18 protein-coding genes are annotated in these 18,071 nt (G+C 71.0%); 9 read left to right on the top strand and 9 right to left on the bottom strand.

Annotated features, from left to right (window positions below):
* Positions 1-2 precede the first annotated feature (2 nt).
* The 4 genes from ACSMXV_RS11275 to ACSMXV_RS11260 form a co-directional block, all read right to left on the bottom strand.
* A complete protein-coding gene (locus ACSMXV_RS11275) occupies positions 3-1,790 on the bottom strand; it encodes a glycoside hydrolase family 15 protein (protein ID WP_473177514.1) in 1,788 nt (595 codons plus the stop codon).
* A 139-nt stretch (positions 1,791-1,929) separates the two neighbouring features.
* Positions 1,930-2,229, bottom strand: a complete 300-nt coding sequence (locus ACSMXV_RS11270; RefSeq protein ID WP_473177513.1) for a hypothetical protein — start codon at positions 2,227-2,229, stop codon at positions 1,930-1,932.
* Positions 2,226-2,795, bottom strand: a complete 570-nt coding sequence (locus tag ACSMXV_RS11265; protein WP_473178892.1) for a SigE family RNA polymerase sigma factor — start codon at positions 2,793-2,795, stop codon at positions 2,226-2,228. The genes ACSMXV_RS11270 and ACSMXV_RS11265 overlap by 4 nt, the downstream gene beginning before the upstream one ends.
* A gap of 53 nt (positions 2,796-2,848) precedes the next feature.
* Entirely contained in the window at positions 2,849-4,411 is a 1,563-nt protein-coding gene (locus tag ACSMXV_RS11260; RefSeq protein WP_473177512.1) for a sodium:solute symporter family protein, read from the bottom strand.
* A 169-nt stretch (positions 4,412-4,580) separates the two neighbouring features.
* Between ACSMXV_RS11260 and ACSMXV_RS11255 the strand changes: the two genes are divergently transcribed.
* From ACSMXV_RS11255 to ACSMXV_RS11245, 3 genes are all read left to right on the top strand, one after another.
* Complete coding sequence (locus ACSMXV_RS11255) at positions 4,581-4,802, top strand: DUF3311 domain-containing protein (RefSeq protein ID WP_473177511.1); 222 nt, start codon at positions 4,581-4,583, stop codon at positions 4,800-4,802.
* A gap of 63 nt (positions 4,803-4,865) precedes the next feature.
* Positions 4,866-7,043, top strand: a complete 2,178-nt coding sequence (locus ACSMXV_RS11250; protein ID WP_473177510.1) for a carbon starvation CstA family protein — start codon at positions 4,866-4,868, stop codon at positions 7,041-7,043.
* Positions 7,040-7,228 carry a YbdD/YjiX family protein gene (locus tag ACSMXV_RS11245; RefSeq protein ID WP_473177509.1) on the top strand — a complete coding sequence of 63 codons (189 nt, stop codon included), beginning with the start codon at positions 7,040-7,042 and terminating at the stop codon, positions 7,226-7,228. The genes ACSMXV_RS11250 and ACSMXV_RS11245 overlap by 4 nt, the downstream gene beginning before the upstream one ends.
* Before the next feature lie 290 nt (positions 7,229-7,518).
* On the opposite strand, the gene ACSMXV_RS11240 is transcribed toward ACSMXV_RS11245, so the two are convergent.
* The 4 genes from ACSMXV_RS11240 to ACSMXV_RS11225 form a co-directional block, all read right to left on the bottom strand.
* On the bottom strand, positions 7,519-8,310 hold the full coding sequence (locus tag ACSMXV_RS11240) for an SURF1 family cytochrome oxidase biogenesis protein (RefSeq protein WP_473177508.1): 792 nt from the start codon (positions 8,308-8,310) through the stop codon (positions 7,519-7,521).
* Positions 8,311-8,387: 77 nt separating this feature from the next.
* The gene (locus tag ACSMXV_RS11235) at positions 8,388-8,621 is read right to left on the bottom strand and encodes a hypothetical protein (RefSeq protein WP_181659364.1); all 234 of its coding nucleotides are present in this window, start codon (positions 8,619-8,621) and stop codon (positions 8,388-8,390) included.
* A gap of 82 nt (positions 8,622-8,703) precedes the next feature.
* The gene (locus tag ACSMXV_RS11230; RefSeq protein ID WP_473177507.1) at positions 8,704-9,690 is read right to left on the bottom strand and encodes a DEDDh family exonuclease; all 987 of its coding nucleotides are present in this window, start codon (positions 9,688-9,690) and stop codon (positions 8,704-8,706) included.
* A 192-nt stretch (positions 9,691-9,882) separates the two neighbouring features.
* Positions 9,883-10,509, bottom strand: a complete 627-nt coding sequence (locus ACSMXV_RS11225; RefSeq protein WP_473177506.1) for a TetR/AcrR family transcriptional regulator — start codon at positions 10,507-10,509, stop codon at positions 9,883-9,885.
* Positions 10,510-10,697: 188 nt separating this feature from the next.
* Here ACSMXV_RS11225 and ACSMXV_RS11220 point away from each other — a divergent pair, with 188 nt between their 5' ends.
* From ACSMXV_RS11220 to ACSMXV_RS11195, 6 genes are all read left to right on the top strand, one after another.
* Entirely contained in the window at positions 10,698-11,510 is an 813-nt protein-coding gene (locus ACSMXV_RS11220; RefSeq protein ID WP_473177505.1) for an acetoacetate decarboxylase family protein, read from the top strand.
* Positions 11,510-12,394 (top strand): SDR family NAD(P)-dependent oxidoreductase, encoded by an 885-nt coding sequence (locus tag ACSMXV_RS11215; protein ID WP_473177504.1) that lies wholly within the window; start codon positions 11,510-11,512, stop codon positions 12,392-12,394. Before ACSMXV_RS11220 ends, ACSMXV_RS11215 begins: the two co-directional genes overlap by 1 nt.
* A 13-nt stretch (positions 12,395-12,407) precedes the next feature.
* Entirely contained in the window at positions 12,408-13,757 is a 1,350-nt protein-coding gene (locus tag ACSMXV_RS11210; protein ID WP_473177503.1) for an amidohydrolase family protein, read from the top strand.
* Positions 13,758-13,777: 20 nt separating this feature from the next.
* Positions 13,778-15,040, top strand: coding sequence for an amidohydrolase family protein (locus ACSMXV_RS11205; protein WP_473178891.1), 1,263 nt, complete (start codon positions 13,778-13,780; stop codon positions 15,038-15,040).
* 314 nt (positions 15,041-15,354) lie between these two features.
* Positions 15,355-16,254, top strand: coding sequence for a sterol desaturase family protein (locus tag ACSMXV_RS11200; protein WP_473177502.1), 900 nt, complete (start codon positions 15,355-15,357; stop codon positions 16,252-16,254).
* Entirely contained in the window at positions 16,251-17,027 is a 777-nt protein-coding gene (locus tag ACSMXV_RS11195) for a lysoplasmalogenase (protein ID WP_473177501.1), read from the top strand. Before ACSMXV_RS11200 ends, ACSMXV_RS11195 begins: the two co-directional genes overlap by 4 nt.
* Here ACSMXV_RS11195 and ACSMXV_RS11190 read toward each other — a convergent pair.
* Positions 16,996-17,970 (bottom strand): CopD family protein, encoded by a 975-nt coding sequence (locus ACSMXV_RS11190; protein ID WP_473177500.1) that lies wholly within the window; start codon positions 17,968-17,970, stop codon positions 16,996-16,998. The two genes, ACSMXV_RS11195 and ACSMXV_RS11190, sit on opposite strands and share 32 nt — an antisense overlap.
* Between the last annotated feature and the right edge of the window lie 101 nt (positions 17,971-18,071).

Here is an 18,071-nt window from a genome sequence, read left to right as displayed (position 1 = left end):
CCCTATCCTGCCTCCTCCGTCCCGAACAGGGTGAAAGCGGCCCCCACCAGGCCGATATGGCTGAACGCCTGCGGGAAGTTCCCGAGCTGCCTGCGGTTCACGGGGTCGTACTCCTCCGCGAGCAGGCCCACATCGTTGCAGAGCCCCACCAGCCGTTCGAACAGCTCCCGGGCCTCCTGCGGGCGCCCCGTCAGGTGCAGGGCGTCCGCAAGCCAGAAGGAGCAGGCGAGGAACGCGCCCTCGCTGCCGGGCAGTCCGTCGATGTCCGTCTGGTCATCCGTGCTGTAGCGGCGCAGAAAACCGTCGTGGCTGAGCTCCTTGCGTACCGCTTCGATGGTCCCGGTCACCCGAGGGTCCTCAGGCGGCAGGAATCCGACGCGCGGAATGAGCAGCAGCGCGGCGTCCAGTTCGCGGGAGCCGTAGAACTGCGTGAACGTGTTCCGGTCCGGGTCGTAGCCGCGCTCGCACACCTCGCGGTGCACGGCGTCCCGCATCGCGCGCCAGCGGTTGATGTCACCACGCAGCCTCGGGTCCGCCTCCAGCGCGCGTACGGTCCGGTCGGCGGCGACCCACACCATGATCTTGGAGTGCACGAAGTGGCGGCGGGGGCCGCGGACCTCCCACAGCCCGGAGTCCGGCTGCTGCCAGACGGACTCCAGGAACTCCAGCAGGCGGCGCTGCACCTGCCACGCGTGGGGCATGGCCGGCAGGCCCGCTTGGCGCGCCAGCATGAACGAGTCGACGACCTCGCCGTACACGTCGAGCTGCAGCTGCTGCACCGCTTCGTTGCCGATGCGCACGGGGACCGAGTCCGCATAGCCCGGCAGCCACGGCAGTTCGTACTCCGGGATCCTGCGCTCGCCGGCCAGGCCGTACATGATCTGCAGGTCGCCGGGGCTGCCCGCGACCGCGCGGAGCAGCCAGTCCCGCCACGCCTTGGCCTCCTCCTGGTAGCCGGCCGCCAGCAGCACCCCCAGGGTGAGCGTCGAGTCGCGCAGCCAGCAGTAGCGGTAGTCCCAGTTGCGTACGCCGCCGATCTCCTCGGGGAGCGAGGTGGTGGCCGCGGCGACGATGCCGCCGGTCGGTGCGTACGTGAGGGCCTTGAGGGTGATAAGGGAGCGGATGACCGCGTCCGCGTACGGGCCCTTGTACCGGCACCGGTCCGCCCAGGCCTGCCAGTCCTCGAGGCTGTCCGCCAGCGCCTTGTGCGGCTCGCACTGCGGTGGGCGCGGCTCGTGGGAGGGATGCCAGGTGAGTACGAAGGCCACCTTCTCGCCCTCGGAGACCGTGAACTCCGAGTGCGTGCCGAAGTCCTTGCCCCAGGTGCGCACTTCGGGATCGCTGCGCAGCCACATCGAGTCGGGGCCCGCCACAGCCACGCGATGGCCGTCGGACCTGCGCATCCACGGGATGACCGAGCCGTACTCGAAGCGCAGCCGGAGGGTGCTGCGCATCGTGACCTCGCCGGAGAGGCACTCGACGACGCGTACGACATCGGGGCAGCGGTCGCGCTGCGGCATCAGATCGGTGACGCGGACCGTGCCGCTGTCGGTCTCCCAGACCGAGTCCAGGACCAGTGTGCGCGGGCGGTACGCACGGCGGGTGCAGGGGCCCGCGTCCTTCGGCGCGATACGCCAGTGCCCGTTCTCCTCGTCGCCGAGCAGCGCGGCGAAACAGGCGGGCGAGTCGAAGCGGGGCAGACACAGCCAGTCGATGGAGCCGTCCCTGCTCACGAGAGCGGACGTCTGGTGGTCGCCGATCAGCGCGTAGTCCTCGATGGGTCGGTGCACGTCTGGCGGGTTCCCGGCGGGGACCGATGCCAACCCGAACGGGCGTCTGGCCGGGTGACCGGACCCGGCTGGAGCGCGCCCCGACCGCACGGCGGCATCGGGGCTGGGCTGGTTGCGGGGAGGATCGGCTGACATGGCGTCAGCCGGGTGCGCCCTCGGACCGGGTGACCGTGCCCCGGGCATCGGAGAAGATCACGCTCGGGTCGGACGGGGCCTGGTTGAGCACCCACAGGCCGATCAGCGTGGCGAGGGCGAAGACGACGGCGATCAGGACGGCGAGGACGAGACGCCGCCGGCGCTCGCGGCGCAGCCAGTCCCCGCGGGCCGTGCGGTAGGCGTCGGGGGCGGCCTGCACACCCCCTGCCAGCGCCGCCAGCGCTTCCCGCAGCTCTTGTTCGGTCCTGCCCGGTTCCGTCCGGTCCGGGGTGGTCTCGTTCATCGCCGGGCCTCCATCACCTGGGTCAGGGCGGCGATGCCGCGTGCCGTGTGCGTCTTGACCGAGCCGCAGGAGATCCCCATCGCCGCGGCGATCTCGCTCTCCTTCAGACCGAGCCAGTGGCGCAGCACGAGCGCTTCCCGCTGCCGGGCGGGCAGTTGCTGGAGTGCGTTGATCAGCACACGCTGGTCGTCGTGGAGGAGGGCGGTGCTCTCGGCGGAGGCGACGACGTCGGCCGGCGGCGTCTCCACGTGTTTGCGGGCGACCTGGAGGTGGCGTATGCGCATACGGGTCAGATTGCACACCGTGGAGCGCAGATACGCCGCGGCCGCCTCGGCGTCCCGCAGCCGGCGCCACTTCCGGTAGATCTGGTAGTAGGCCTCGGCCACGACGTTCTCGGGATCGTCGGCGCCGAGCAGTACGGCGAGGCGCAGCATCGACGCGTAGTGCACGTCGAACAGTTGGGCAAGGGCGGCCTCCCGCTCCAGTTCGTCCGGATCGACCACCGTGGGGGCCAGAGCGGGCGGCTCGGCAGGCGCCGTCTCCGGGGACGAGGCGCCGACCGGCAAGGTCGTGGCCGGTGTCGGCTGCTGCAGCGTGACGGGGGTGTTCTCGCTGGGTCTCACGGGTTGCTCGCTCCCGTCTCGGGGCGCCGCCTGAGGATCAGACGGGACGGTAGGTCGGTCGCGTCGGCGCCGCGGGGGACGCCGAGGCGTTCGAGAGCCGCGGAGGTGACCACGGCGACGATCAGGTTGAGCAGCAGGGCCACAAGCCCGGCGTAGATCTCGAAGGGCTGGTCGGCGGGGCCGAAGGGCACGACGGAGGAGAACCCCTCGCGCACCACCATGACGGTGCCGGCCGCCATGCCCACGGCCCACCCGGCGAGCAGGCCCCGGGGGTGCAGGCGGCCGGTGAACAGTCCGACGGCCACGGCGGGGAAGATCTGCAGGATCCATACGCCGCCGAGCAGTTGGAGGTTGATCGCGTCCTGGTCGCGCAGGCCGAAGACGAAGGCGACCGCGCCCACCTTCGCGGTGAGCGAGACCGCCTTGGCGATGCGCACCTGCCGCTTGGGCGTGGCCGTCGGATGGACGTACTCGACGTAGACGTTCCGTACGAAGGAGGTCGCGGCCGCTATCGACATCACCGCGGCCGGGACCAGCGCGCCCACGGTGATCGCGGCGAACACCAGACCGGCGAGCGGAGCCGGCATGAGCCGGTCGACGAGCATCGGCACGGCCGACTCGGCGCCGCCCTCCGGGGCGCGTACCCCCGCCGCCACGGCCGCGATGCCGAGCATGCCGAAGAGGGCGAGGAGGGCCGTCCAGGCGGGTAGCGCCACGGAGACCTTGCGCAGGGTGTCAGGGCCGGACGCTGCGAAGCCGGCGGTGAGCACATGCGGGTACATCAGCAGGGCCAGTGCGGAGCCCAGGGCGAGCGTCGCGTAGGCGGGCTGCTGTTCGGGGGACAGGAGCAGCGGGTCCTGACCCGCGCCCGCCTCGGTGAGCCGGCGTGCCGCGGTGTCGAAGACCGCTCCGGGCCCGCCGAGCCGGTTCAGGACCAGCCAGCAGACGGCGGTGAGCGAGACGAAGACGGCGACCGCCTTCAGGGCGGAGATGACCGCGGGCGCGCGCAGGCCGTGCCGGTACGTCGCCACGGCCAGCCCGGCGAAGAGCGCGACCATCACCAGATCGCCGGCGGCGCCCCGCGGATAGAGGCCGCCGGCGGTGAGCACCGCACGTATGCCCAGCAGCTGCAGCGCAAGATACGGCATCGTGGCGAGGATCCCGGTCAGCGCGACCACCAGGGCCAGCGGCGGTGAACCGTAGCGACCGCGGACGAAGTCGGCGGCGGTGACATAGCCGTGGCGGCGGGCCACCGCCCACAGCCGGGGGAGGAGCAGGAAGGCGAGCGGGCAGACGATCACCGTGTAGGGCACCGCGAAGAAGGCCGGTGCGCCGCTGCCGTACGCAAGGCCGGGCACGGCCGTGAAGGTGTACGCGGTGAAGATCGTGCCGCCGAGCAGCAGCCAGGTCCACACGGGCCCCAGCCCCCGGTCGGCCAGCGCCCAGCCGTCCAGGGACGGCAGCCGGTCGCTGGGGTTGAGCCGGCGGGAGGTGACGGCCAGCAGCGACGCCCCGCCGATGACGGCGAGGAACGTCGCGGTCATGGCGCCATCCGCCATGGGTCACCGTCCTTGGTGTGCCTGGGCCCTCGCGGGGGAGTTGCGCGGGGGGGCCGGTTCCGATGACAGAAAACCGGCGGAAATCTTCTGGAAATTCGCTGTCAACCGCTTTGGGCGGGTGCGCAACTCTATGCACAGACCGACAGCGAGCGGGAGAGGAGCGCAGGTCATGGCACGGACCGGTCACCACCGGACACGGAGCGTCGCGGCCGCTGTCCTGCTGCTCGCCCCTGCCGCCGGGCTGCTGTGGGTCCCCTGGTACGCCGGTGCGAGCCCGCGGCTGGCGGGGATGCCGTTCTTCTACTGGTACCAGCTCGCCTGGGTGCCGGGGTGCGGCCTCTGCCTGCTCGTCGCGCATCTGCTGACGAGGAACGAACGCCGCCGACCCTGATCCGGGCCCGCCCCGGTCGTCGTACCACCCCATCACCGATCACCGTCCAGGTGAGGAGCCGCCATGCCTGTGTCCGCCATGCCCGAATCCGGTCTCCCGGAGTCCCCGGAGCCGCATTCTCCTTCGCCCCGCGTCCGTATGACACCGCAGGCGATCCTGCTGTGGACCGCCGTCGCCATCGTCGGCGCGATCGGGTGGGGCGTGCTCGCCCTCGCGCGGGGCGAGGAGATCTCCGCCGTCTGGCTGGTGATGGCCGCGCTCGGCTCGTACGCCATCGCCTACCGCTTCTACTCCCGCTTCATCGCCCGCCGGGTCCTCCAGGTCGACGACACCCGCGCCACTCCCGCCGAACGGCTGGAGGACGGGGTCGACTACCACCCCACCGACAAGCGGGTGCTGTTCGGCCACCACTTCGCGGCGATCGCCGGCGCCGGACCGCTGGTGGGCCCGGTGCTGGCCGCGCAGATGGGCTATCTGCCGGGCACCATCTGGATCATCGCGGGCGTGATCTTCGGCGGCGCGGTCCAGGACATGGTCGTCCTGTTCCTCTCCATGCGCCGGGACGGCAAGAGCCTCGGCCAGATGGCCCGGGACGAGATCGGCAGGGTGGGCGGTGCCGCCGCGCTGATCGGTGTCTTCGCCATCATGATCATCCTGCTCGCGGTGCTGGCGATGGTCGTCGTCAACGCGCTGGCGGAGTCCGCCTGGGGCACCTTCTCGGTCTCCATGACCATCCCCATCGCCCTCTTCATGGGCTTCTACCTGCGCTACCTGAGGCCGGGCAGGGTCGTGGAGACCAGCGTCATCGGTGTGGCGCTGCTGCTGCTCGCCATCCTCGGCGGCGGCTGGATCCAGGACTCCTCCCTGGCCGAGTACTTCATCTGGAGCCCCGAGACCCTGGTCTTCTGCCTGGTCGGCTACGGCTTCGTCGCGTCCGTACTCCCCGTGTGGATGCTGCTGGCCCCGCGTGACTACCTGTCGACCTTCATGAAGGTCGGCACCATCGCCCTGATGGCCGTCGGCGTCGTGATCGCCGCCCCGACCCTCAAGGCCGAGTCCGTGACCGAGTTCGCCTCGACCGGGGCAGGACCGGTCTTCGCCGGATCGCTGTTCCCGTTCCTGTTCATCACCATCGCCTGCGGCGCCCTGTCCGGCTTCCATGCGCTCGTCTCCTCCGGCACCACCCCGAAGCTGATCCAGAAGGAGTCCCAGGTCCGGCTGATCGGCTACGGCTCCATGCTCACGGAGTCCTTCGTCGCCGTCATGGCCCTGATCGCCGCCTGCGTGCTCGAACCGGGCCTGTTCTACGCGATGAACTCCCCGGCCGCGCTGCTCGGCCCGACCGTGGACACCGCCGCCGAGGCGGTGAAGAACCTCGGCTTCACGGTCACCCCGGACCAGCTCACCGCGGCGGCCAAGGCCGTTGAGGAGGAGACGCTGGTGGGCCGCTCCGGGGGCGCGCCCACGCTGGCCGTGGGTATGTCGGAGATCTTCGCCGGTGTGTTCGGCGGCGCCGGGATGAAGGCCTTCTGGTACCACTTCGCGATCATGTTCGAGGCGCTGTTCATCCTGACCACGGTGGACGCCGGCACCCGGGTGGGCCGCTTCATGCTCCAGGACATGCTCGGCAACGTCTGGAAGCCGATCGGCCGGGTCACCTGGAAGCCGGGCATCTGGATCACCAGCGCCCTGGTCGTGGGCGCCTGGGGCTACTTCCTCTACGCCGGTGTCACCGACCCGCTGGGCGGGATCAAGCAGCTGTTCCCGCTGTTCGGCATCGCCAACCAGCTGCTGGCCGCCGTCGCCCTCGCCGTCACCACGACCATGCTCATCAAGGCCGGCAAGCTGCGCTGGGCGTGGGTGACCGGCATCCCGCTGGTCTGGGACGTGGCCGTCACCTTCACCGCCGGCTGGCAGAAGATCTTCTCCGACAACCCGAAGATCGGCTTCTTCGCCCAGCGTGACGTCTACGCGGACGCGATCGACGCCGGCAAACTGCTGCCGGGCGCCACGGACATGGACGACATGCACACCATCGTCCTCAACAACACCGTGGACGGCGTGATCATGGCGATCTTCCTGCTGCTGGTTCTCATCGTCCTGGTCAACTGCGCGGTGGTGTGCGTCCGCGCCCTCCGCGCCACCGAGCCGCTCCCGACGACGGAGGCACCGTACGTCGCGTCCCGTATCGACGTTCCGGAGCAGCGCAGCAACGACACGCTGGTGGGGGCGGGCTCATGAGCGTACGGAAGGTACTGGACACCGTGCTCTGGTACGCGCGGGAACTGACCGGCGAGACGGAGTACGACCGCTACTGCGAGCGGCACCGTCGCCACCACCCGCACGCACCGGTGCCGACCCGCCGGGAGTACGAGCGGATGCGCACCACGCAGCGCGAATGCGAGGCCCCCGGCCGCTGCTGCTGACGCCGGCACGGCGCACTGACCGCGGGGCGGGCGCCCCTCCCATGCCCTGATGCCGGCGCCCGCCCCGCACCGCCGCGCGGTCCGTACGTGCCCCGGCTCGTCAGGGTTGCCACTTCAGCCCGTCCGGCCCTTGAGGACGAGCCCGTTAGGGCGATCAGGGGGTCTGGGGGGCGGAGCCCCCAGCGGGGTCCAGGGGCGGAGCCCATGCCACGCGGCGGAGCCGCAACTCGGATGCTGCGGGAAGAGGCGGGGTGGGGGAAATCGCCCGTACGCAGCAGGGGGCCGCGGCGCTACACGGCGGCCGGCTCCGGCGCCTCCGTCGACTCCGCGGCCGCCTCAGCCCGATCCCGCCGCTCACGGCGAACCAGAACCACCCACCCGACGGGCACCCCGGCCGCGAACAGCCACCACTGGATCGCATAAGCCATATGCGGCCCGATACTGCTGTGGTCGGGCTCCGAGATCAGCTCGGGACTGTCCCCCTTGGGCTCGGGCGACACCTGCGCGACATAGCCACCGAGCACCTGCCCGCCGCCGAGGCTCTTCGCCACCTGCTCACTGTTGATCAGCATGATCTGCCGGTCGGGCAGCCCCTGGACGTTCTTGATGCCGCTCTCGGCGGTCGTCTCGTCGGCCATGAGCCGCCCGGTGACGGTGACCTCGCCCTTCTCGGGTGCGGGGATCTTCGGGAAGGCCGTCTGCGGACCGTTCGCGGGGATCCAGCCGCGGTTGACGAGGAGTACCCGGCCGTCCTTGAGGACGAACGGCGTCAGGACGTGGAAGCCGACCTCGTCGTCGGAGTTGGTGCGGCGCCGCACGACGACCTCGTGGGCGGTGTCGTACGTCCCGGTCGCGGTCACCGTCCGGTACAGCTCGGAGTGGGGCACGGTGTGACCCGGCGAGGTGAGCTGCTCCACGGGCACCGGCTTCGCGGAGAGCGCGTCGGAGATCAGCTTGTTCTGCGCGACACGGTGTTCGTGCCGGTGCAGCTGCCAGAAGCCCAGTTGGATCATCGTGGGGATGAGCGCCAGGGTCACAAGGGTGAGGATCACCCACTGCCGGGACAACAGGAAGCGGTACACCCCATTGACGGTACCTGGCACCGATCGGCCCCCTACGGGAGGGTCTCCCGTAGGGGGCCACGTACCCCAGCGCGGGCTCACACCTTGTCGACGATTCCCACCTTCCCCTCCGCGCGGGAGCAGTGCGCCCCGCAGAACCAGTGGCCGTCGACCTCGACTCCCTGGCCGATGATCTGGACCCGGCAGTGTTCACAGAGGGGCGCCATGCGGTGGATGGCGCACGCGAAGCAGTCGAAGACGTGCACCGCGCCCTGCGCGTGCACCTCGAACGACATCCCGTAGTCGTTTCCGCAGACCTCACAACGTGCCATGCGCCACAGCGTGGGGTGCGGGGGCGTAGGGGGCGAGCCATCCGGGGGCGAGTCGCCCGGCAATCACCCGGTCGCCCGGCAATCAGCCGTCCGACGCCGGGGCGACGTCGTGGAGGAGCTGCCCGAAGGCGGCCTCGTCCACGACCGGCGTGCCGAACTGCTTCGCCTTCGTGGTCTTGGAGGTGCCGGAGTCCGGGTCGTTCGTGACGAGCAGGCTGGTCAGCCGGGACAGGCTCGTCGCGACGTGCAGCCCGGCCTCGACCGCCCGGTCCTCGAGCAGCTCGCGCTCGACGGAGGTGTCGCCCGAGAACGCCACACGCATGCCCTGTTTGAGTGGCTTGCCCGGTTCGTAACGCCCGGGGTTGGGATAAGGGCACGGCGGCCGCTTTCGCGAGGGCCGCCAACCGCCCGGCTGGTACGAGGCCTGACGGCCGATCCGGGGCGTGGCCGGCCGGTCCGCCCACTCGGTGAGCGGCCGGCACTCCAGCAGCGGCAGCCGCACCCCGTCCCGCGCGGCGGCGTGCAGGCTCGGCCGGAACGCCTCGGCGAGCACGCGCGCGTCGTCCAGCGCATGGTGGGCGCGCTGCTGTACGACGCCGAAGTGCGAGGCCAGCGTCTCCAGCTTGTAGTTGGGCAGAGGCAGGCCCAGCTCCTTGGAGAGCGCGATGGTGCACAGGCGCTGACGCACCGGAGCAGTGCGCTCCGCGCGCGCGTACTCCCGGGCGATCATCGACCAGTCGAAGGCGGCGTTGTGCGCGACGAGGACGCGGTCGGCGAGCCGGTCCGCGAACTGCTCGGCGATGTCGCCGAAGAGAGGTGAGTCCGACAGCACGTCACTCGTCAGACCGTGGATCCATACGGGTCCCGGGTCGCGCTCGGGGTTGACCGTCGTGTACCAGTGGTCCTCGACCTCGCCGCGCGCATCCAGCCGGTAGACGGCGGCCGACACTATCCGGTCGTCCCGGGCGAGGCCGGTGGTCTCCACGTCGACGACCGCGTACCCCTTCGGATACGCGGCCGGCCATGGCGCCGTGGGCGCTGCGGTCGTGCGGTGGCGGTCTTCGAGCATGGTCACTGAGGATACGGGCCCTGACTGACAGTCCTCGTACGGGTCGTCACCAGCGGCCCTCGACGGGGCGTGTCCCGTCGCCCTGTTGACGGACCCGGCTCGCCTGTGGACGGACCCGGACGCCCCCGGTTCTCCGGATCTGTCCCATTTGCACTAGGCGGCGGCTCAATTGACGGTCGCTCCAGTCCCGGCTCAGCGGGGCGGCGCTTCGAGCAGCCCGGTCACCAGTGCCCGTATGGACGTGGTGAACACCTTCTCCGTGTCGATGGGCGCGGCCAGCGCGCGTGCCAGCGCAGGATCGTCGTCCGCCGTGCGTGCACCCCACAGCTCCTCCTCGCCGGGCCGCTGCACGGGTGCGCGCTCGCGGTTGCGCTCGACGAGGACGTGGCCGACGACGTGGAACTGAACGGCCCGTACCACCTCGGCGGCCCGAGCACCGTGAAGGCCCGCCGCGTGCGCCTCGCGCGCCAGTACCTCCTGCGCGGGCAGGAACATCTGCTCGGTCAGACCGCGTTCGTGCACCATCGCCACGAGGTGCGGGTGGTCGCGCAGCCTGCGGCGCAGGGCGAGGGCCACGGAGACGATGCGTTGGGCCGGAGTGCGGCCGGTAGGGCGGAGCTCGCCGAGGTCGGCGACGGTGCGCTCGACGAGGGCGTCGAGGAGGGACTCTCGGTTGCCCACGTGCCAGTAGATCGAGGTGACCGCCGTGCCGAGTTCGGCCGCGAGCTTACGCATCGTCAGGGCGCCCGGGCCGTGCTGTTTCACCAGGTTCGCGGCGGTGTCCAGGATCTCGTCGCGGCTGAGTGACGGTCTCGGCATGAATCCCCCCCAAGTCCCCGGCGCGCCGGTCGGCCAAGTCGTCAGGCCAAGTCGTCGGCGTGCACGCCTCTTTACCTTCATCGCGCGTCGCTGTAACTGTGTTACAGGCGGCTGCCTTCCGGCTGGTGACATCAGCGGCCGAGCCGCCGGGCCCCCGGCACGTCAGAGTCGACGAAGGGTGGTACCCCATGGCACGCGTACGGTACGGCGCGCGGACCGAGGCGGAGATCGCCGCCGCGCGCACCGCGAACTCCGCACTGCCCGACATCTGGTCCACCGGCGTGGTGGCCGTCTGGGAGAGCGACCCCGACGCGGTGGCGGCCGTGCTGCCGCCGCCCCTCAAGCCCACCGGGCGTCCTCTGGTGCGGGCGAACATCAGCAAGGTCGAGCTTCCCGGCTATCCGCTGGGCGCGGGCTCGGTCGCCGTCGCCGCCGCGCACGACGGCGTCGAGGGCTGGTATCCGCTGGTCATGCCGATGACCCACGAGCGGGCACTCATCGGCGGCCGGGAGGTCTTCGGCGAGCCGAAGAAGCTGGGCGAGGTGACGGTCGAGCGGGACGGCCTCGTCGTGCGGGCGTCGCTGGCGCGGCACGGCATCGCGTTCGTCGAGGTGCGGGGAGCGGTGTGCGGGGAACTGCCGGTTCCGGAGCCCGCTCAGAAGACGGACTTCTACTTCAAGTTCCTTCCCGCGGTGGACGGTTCGGGCCTCGAGGGCGATCCGGTGCTGGTGCACTGCGTGCGCAACGAGAAGGTGCGCAGGCTGGAGCAGATCACGGGAGATGTGGTCCTGCGCGAGTCGATGTACGACCCCGTCGCCGATCTGCCCGTGCGCCGGCTGGTCGAGATCACCATCGGCGAGAAGACCAGCGACCAGAAGGGCAGGGTCGCCGAGCGAGTGAGCGCGCAGGCGCTGCTGCCGTACATCCATCAGCGCTACGACGATCCGCAGCAGGTCCTCGACGGCCCGCCGGAGGGGTCGGCACAGGGGAGGAGGGCCTGATGGAGCTGCGGGCAGGGCAGGTCGCGGTCGTCACGGGGGCGGCGAGCGGTATCGGGCTGGCCATGGCGCGGAGGTTCGCGGCGGACGGCCTCAAGGTGCTCCTCGCGGACGTGGAGGAGGGAGCCCTGGAGAAGGCGGCCGCGGGGCTGCGCGAGGACGGGGCGCAGGTGCACGCGCGTGTGGTCGACGTCGGTGAGCGCGAGCAGGTGATGGCCCTGGCGGACGCGGCATACGAGACCTTCGGCGCCGTCCACGTCCTGTGCAACAACGCGGGCGTCGGCTCGGGCGCCGAGGGCCGCATGTGGGAGCACGATCCGAACGACTGGAAGTGGGCCTTCGCGGTCAACGTGTGGGGCGTCTTCCACGGCATCCAGGCGTTCGTGCCGCGCATGCTGGCGGCGGGCGAGCCGGGACACGTCGTCAACACGTCGTCGGGTGACGGCGGCATCGCCCCGCTGCCCACCGCCTCCGTGTACGCCGTCACCAAGGCAGCCGTCGTGACGATGACCGAGTCGCTGTACGCGCATCTGAAGGCGGAGCACGCGCGCGTGGGGGCCTCGGTCCTCTTCCCCGGCCCGCACATGCTGCGCACCGGCCTGTGGGAGTCGCACCGCAACAGGCCCGACCGGTACGCCAAGCAGAAGCCCCGCAGGACGCCCTACCGCAGCCTCGACCAGTGGGAGACGGCGATGCGGGAAGCGGGGCAGGAGGTGCAGTTCACGCCGGTCGAGGACGTGGCGGACCTGGTGGCCGACGGCATCAGGGACGACCGCTTCTGGCTGCTGCCGGCGAGCGAGCACAGCGATCAGCAGATCCGGGCGAGGTCGCAGTCCATGCTCGACCGCGCCAACCCCTCGTATCTCGAGAGCTTCATCCTGGACTGACTAGGGAGCCGCCATGACCGACGCGGGCACTGGCACGTACGGGAACGCAGACCCGGCCCGACAGGCACAGGACGCACAGGACCGGTCCGACGACCCGTACCTGATCATCTCCTCCGACTGCCACGCCGGGCTCCCCACCGAGGAGTACCGGCCCTATCTGGACGCCCGCTTCCACCGGGCCTTCGACGACTTCCTCGCCGGGCGGGACGCGCGCCGCGAGGAGGCGACGCGCCTGGGCATACGGAACGAGGCGTTCGCGAACAAGTGGTTCCAGGACAACGAGGAGGGACTGCGCGGCGGTTGGGACACCGCCCAGCGGCTCAAGGAACTCGACGGAGACGGTGTGGCGGCGGAGGTCGTCTTCCCGGACGCCGACGCCGTCGACAGCCAGACCGCCGCCCCCTTCGGTGTGGGTCTCGGACTCTCCGGCGACCAGGACCCCGAGCTGGGCATGGCGGGCGCGCAGGCCCACAACCGGTGGCTCGCCGACTTCGTCTCCGAGAACCCGGAGCGGCACTGCGGTGTGGCCCTGCTACCGGTCACAGCCGAGCCCGACAAGGTCGTCGCCGAGATCCACCGGGCCAAGGAGTCCGGACTCGGCGCCCTCATGATCCCGTCCATGTGGGTCGACAAGGCGCCCTACCACGACCGCCGTTACGACCCCGTGTGGGCGGCGGCGGCCGACTGCGGGATGCCGGTGGTCACCCACTCGGGAGCGGCGCCGCGCCACGAGTACGGCGACCACCTGGGCATCTATGTGAGCGAGGTGACCTGGTGGCCCGCCCGGCCGCTGTGGTTCCTGCTCTGGTCGGGCGTCTTCGAGCGGCACCCCGGGCTGAAGTTCGGCGTTGCCGAGTCGGGCTGCTGGTGGCTGCCGAACCTGCTGTGGTTCATGGACCGCCTCTACCTCGGCGCGCACGGCGGCAAGAAGCTCTCGCCGTTCGCCGAGCTGAAGCGGCCCCCGCACGAGTACCTGGACCGGCAGGTCTTCGTCTGCGCCACCAACACCAAGCGCCGCGAACTCGCCCAGCGCTACGAGATCGGTGTCGACAACATCCTGTGGGGCAGCGACTTCCCGCACCCCGAGGGGACGTGGCCCGACACGCGCGCGTGGCTCGCGAAAACCTTCCACGACATCCCCGTCGTGGAGACCCGCCGGATGCTCGGCCTGGCGGCGGCCGAGGTCTTCGGCTTCGACGTGGAGAAGCTGACGCCGCTGGCCGGCCGTATCGGCCCGACACCGGCCGAACTGGGCCAGCCCGCAGACCAGACGGCCGTCGAGGCGTCCTGGGCGCGCTCACGCGAGGTGGGCCGCCACTGGCTGACCGATCACGACTTCCCGGCCCTGGGGGTGACACCGTGACGACGACCGACCGAGTCCCCGTGACGGCCACGAGCGACCGAGACTCCGAGACGGCCACGACCGACCGCTACACGGTCATCTCCGCCGACTGCCACGCGGGCGCCGACCTCCTCGACTACAAGCCGTACCTGGAATCCCGGCTCCACGACGCGTTCGACGCCTGGGCGGCCACCTACGTCAATCCGTACGAGGACCTGCTCGCCGACTCCGCCGACAAGAACTGGAACTCCGACCGGCGCCTTGCCGAGCTGGAGCAGGACGGCATCGTCGCGGAGGTCGTCTTCCCCAACACCATCCCGCCGTTCTTCCCGTCCGCATCGCTGATGGCCCCCGCGCCGACCCGCGAGGAGTTCGACCAGCGCTGGGCGGGCCTGCGCGCCCACAACCGCTGGCTCGCCGACTTCTGCGCGGCCGTGCCAGGACGCCGCGCGGGCGTCTTCCAGATCCTCCTGGGCGACGTCGACGAGGCGGTGAAGGAGATCCGCTGGGCGGCGGCCGCGGGCCTCAAGGGCGGTCTGCTCCTGCCCGGCACCCCACCGGGATCGGGCCTGCCCGAGCTGTACTCCTCGGCGTACGACCCGATCTGGGCGACCTGCGCCGAGCTCGGCGTACCCGTCAACCACCACGCCGGCTCCGCCTCCCCGCCGCTCGGCGACGAACCGGCCGCCCGCGCCGTCTTCATGGTGGAGACGACGTGGTTCTCGCACCGGGCGCTGTGGCATCTGGTGTTCGGCGGAGCGTTCCGCCGCCACCCGGAGCTGAAACTCGTCCTCACCGAGCAGGGCTCGGGCTGGATCCCGGGTGTGCTCGACATGCTGGACTACTACCACGGACGGCTGGTGGCGGCGGCCACGCGCGCGTCCACCGCTGAGTCCAAGTTCGGTGCGGGCCTGGCGGTTTCGATGGGCAAGGGCCCGAGCGAGGTCTGGCGCGAGAACTGCTTCGTGGGCGCGAGCTTCATGCGCCCGCACGAGGTACCGCTGCGCGACCGCATCGGCCTTGACAAGATCATGTGGGGCAGCGACTACCCGCACGACGAAGGGACGTATCCGTACTCCCGTGAGGGCCTGCGCATCGCTTACGCGGGTCTGCCGCGCGATGAGATCGCGGCGATGGTGGGCGGCAACGCGGCCCGCGTCTACGGCTTCGACCTGGACCTCCTCCAGCCGATCGCGGCGAGGGTCGGCCCGACCGTGGAGGAGCTGGACGAAACCCTGAAGGAACCGCCGGCGGACGCCACCAGTCCGGTGTTCGCGCCCGGGGGATCGGTCCGCGTCTGGTGAGGGTGATGGCCTGTACATGGCCGATCGCTCACCCGGGGGCAAGATAGTTTCCCCGGGTGAGCGACCAGGCACCCGAAAGTGACGCTACGCCCGGCAGCGGTACTCCGCACGGCGAGGCCCACACGGGTGCGCCGGGTGAGCGCCTCGACCGGCTTCATGCCGGAGAGGACGACCGCCTCCGTGCCGGGAGGGCCGGCCGGAGATCAACCTGAAGATCAATGGCCGAAGCCACCAAGAAGTGGGGCCGTACCGCCGGTAATACTTGTCGGTAACAAGGTCTGGTCGCCGCACGCCCAGGCCTCTACGGTGCACCCATGCCGAACCTGCCCGATGTCGTGCTGTGGTCCATACCGGCCTTCGTCCTGCTCACCGTCGTCGAGATGGTGAGTGTCCGCCTCCATCCCGACGAGGACGCCGCCGGGTACGAGGCGAAGGACGCCGCCACCAGTGTCACGATGGGGCTCGGCAGTCTCGTCTTCGACTTCCTGTGGAAGATCCCGATCGTCGCGATCTACACGGCGGTGTACGAGCTCACGCCCCTGCGGGTGCCCGTGCTGTGGTGGACGGTCCCGCTGATGCTGCTCGCGCAGGACTTCTTCTACTACTGGTCGCACCGCGGCCACCACGTCGTACGGATCCTGTGGGCCTGCCACGTCGTCCACCACTCCAGCCGCAGGTTCAATCTCACGACCGCGCTGCGGCAGCCCTGGACGTCATGGACGGTCTGGCCCTTCTACCTGCCGGTCATCGCGCTCGGCGTGCACCCGGCGGCGCTCGCGTTCTGCTCGTCGGTGAACCTCGTGTACCAGTTCTGGATCCACACCGAACGCATCGGCAAGCTGCCCCGCGCCTTCGAGTTCATCTTCAACACGCCGTCGCACCACCGTGTCCACCACGCCTCCCAAGGCGGCTACCTGGACCGCAACTTCGGCGGCATCCTGATCGTCTGGGACCGGCTTTTCGGCAGCTTCGTACCGGAGACCGAGCGGCCCGTCTACGGGCTGACCAAGAACATCGCGACCTACAACCCGTTGCGCGTGGCCACGCACGAGTACGTCGCCATCGCCAACGACCTCCGCACGGCGGGTAGTTGGCGTGAGCGGGCGGGACGCGTGTTCCGCGGACCGGGGTGGCAGCCGGCGGAGCCCGTACCGCCCGCGGCGGCACAGCAGACGGTCGGGGATGGCGCTGCGGTCGGGGAGGGCGCCGCGTGAACGGCCGCCGCGAGGGGGCCGCCCGCGCGCTGTTGTGGGCTTTCGCGCTCGCGGCGGTCGCCGATCTCGTCGCCCTGGCAGCCGGGGCCGACGTGGTCCACACCGTCGTCAAGCCGCTGCTCATGCCGCTGCTCGCCGCCCATGCGGCCGCGCGAGGCGGGCCGCGGCTCCTGGTCGGGGCGCTGCTGTGCGGGTGGGCAGGCGACACGCTGCTGCTGTTCGAGGCCGATCCGGCGTTCCTCGCCGGGATGGCGGCGTTCGCGGTGGGGCACGTCTGCTACCTGGTGCTTTTCGGGAGGCTCGTGCCTTTCGCAAGGCTCGTGCCGTTCAAACGGCCTGCGATCTCGGAGTCGGAGTCGGAGCTGGAGGTGGCGGCGGAGCCGGAGTCGGAGCCGAACCGCGCCGCACGCGCGCGTGCCGTCTGGCTCCCGGTCGCATACGGCGTTGTGCTCATCGGCACCGTCACCCTGCTGTGGCCGGATCTGCCGGAGGAGCTGCGCGGGCCCGTCGCCGCGTACAGCCTGCTGCTGACGGCCATGGCGTACGGAGCGGGTCGGCTCGGGCTCGCGGCGGGCATCGGGGGAGCGCTCTTCCTGCTGTCCGACACGCTCATCGCGACCGGCGTCGCCGAGTGGCCGCAGCTTCCGCTCCCCGATCTGTGGATCATGGGCACCTATCTCGCGGCCCAGTACCTGCTCACCCGCGGGGTGCTCGACGCCCACGGCAGGCGGTGCCCGGCAGCTACCAGCGGATGGGCAACGGCAACGCCGTGAGCAGCGCCGACACGGCCACCACCAGGCCCAGTACGGCCACCTCCGCGCGCGCGGGGACGTACGCGCTGTACCGGTCGGCCGGGGTCGACCGCCCCAGGCGGCGCCTCGCGGTCAACGCGAGGGCGGTGACGACGGCCACGAGGAGGACCTTCGCCAGCAGCGCGCGCCCGTAGGCCGTCGTCACCAGCTGGTCGAGGACCGTGGAAGGCGGCATCCGCCGCAGGGTGCTGCACAGCCCCGTCGTCGTGATCGCGGCGAGCAGAACGATCGCCACGCGCGCGTACAGCCCGAGAAGCGCCGCACCGGCCTGGGGCGCGATCCGACGCCACAGCCGCATCCGGCGCAGCACGTGCAGCAGCCCGCCGGCCCACAGGGCGGCGCACGTGAGATGGACGAGGGTCAGGCCGGCTCCGATGAGCGGGGTGTCCTCCGCCGGAGGGTGGGCGCGCAGCGCCTCGGCGACGATGATCGCGGCCAGCGGCAGCAGCTGTGTCGCGGGCCGGCGCGAGCGTGCGCACAGCCCGGCGACGAGGAAGGCGTTGAACTCCAGCAGCGCCACCGCACCGTCACGGGTCTGGTAAAGCCCGCCGATGTCCATGTCGGAGAGCTGCTGCGGCATCAGGTTTCCGGTGGACGCGACCGAGGCGAGCCCCAGCGCCGCCACACATCCCGCACCCGCCGCGTACGGCGCCCAATTGCGCGGAGACGGCTCCTGCGGGGCCCCCGGCACCCGCCGGGCCAGCCACGCGGTGAACGCCTCACCGAGCTGCACACACAGGGCGGCGAACAGGACCATACGCAGCACTCCGATCCCGCCGACCCCGGGCGCCGCGGCCTCCCCGGTGCCGTGCAGGGTGGCCGACGGGCCGAGAAGCGGCACGAGCGCCGCGACGGCCACGAGAACGAGCACCGCGACGGCTCGCCCTGCGACCTCCCGCCGCACGAGAGCAGCGGGAGCAGGAACGGACGCAGCAGAAACGGACGCAGCAGGGACAGAGGCGGGAGGGACAGAGGCGGGAGGGACAGAGGCGGGCCCGGGTGCCT

Source organism: Streptomyces sp. DSM 42067 (assembly GCF_055792885.1).
Note: the sequence above shows the minus strand (reverse complement) of the source record. Positions and strands in the feature narration are given on the sequence as shown.

Excerpts from the sequence above, each read along its gene's own strand:
- ACSMXV_RS11200 (WP_473177502.1), top strand. The coding sequence starts at position 15,355 with ATGCCGAACCTGCCCGATGTCGTGCTGTGGTCCATACCGGCCTTCGTC.
- ACSMXV_RS11210 (WP_473177503.1), top strand. The coding sequence starts at position 12,408 with ATGACCGACGCGGGCACTGGCACGTACGGGAACGCAGACCCGGCCCGA.
- ACSMXV_RS11255 (WP_473177511.1), top strand. The coding sequence starts at position 4,581 with ATGGCACGGACCGGTCACCACCGGACACGGAGCGTCGCGGCCGCTGTC.
- ACSMXV_RS11245 (WP_473177509.1), top strand. The coding sequence starts at position 7,040 with ATGAGCGTACGGAAGGTACTGGACACCGTGCTCTGGTACGCGCGGGAA.
- ACSMXV_RS11230 (WP_473177507.1), bottom strand. The coding sequence starts at position 9,690 with ATGCTCGAAGACCGCCACCGCACGACCGCAGCGCCCACGGCGCCATGG.
- ACSMXV_RS11215 (WP_473177504.1), top strand. The coding sequence starts at position 11,510 with ATGGAGCTGCGGGCAGGGCAGGTCGCGGTCGTCACGGGGGCGGCGAGC.
- ACSMXV_RS11235 (WP_181659364.1), bottom strand. The coding sequence starts at position 8,621 with ATGGCACGTTGTGAGGTCTGCGGAAACGACTACGGGATGTCGTTCGAG.
- ACSMXV_RS11220 (WP_473177505.1), top strand. The coding sequence starts at position 10,698 with ATGGCACGCGTACGGTACGGCGCGCGGACCGAGGCGGAGATCGCCGCC.
- ACSMXV_RS11260 (WP_473177512.1), bottom strand. The coding sequence starts at position 4,411 with ATGGCGGATGGCGCCATGACCGCGACGTTCCTCGCCGTCATCGGCGGG.
- ACSMXV_RS11270 (WP_473177513.1), bottom strand. The coding sequence starts at position 2,229 with ATGAACGAGACCACCCCGGACCGGACGGAACCGGGCAGGACCGAACAA.
- ACSMXV_RS11225 (WP_473177506.1), bottom strand. The coding sequence starts at position 10,509 with ATGCCGAGACCGTCACTCAGCCGCGACGAGATCCTGGACACCGCCGCG.
- ACSMXV_RS11250 (WP_473177510.1), top strand. The coding sequence starts at position 4,866 with ATGCCTGTGTCCGCCATGCCCGAATCCGGTCTCCCGGAGTCCCCGGAG.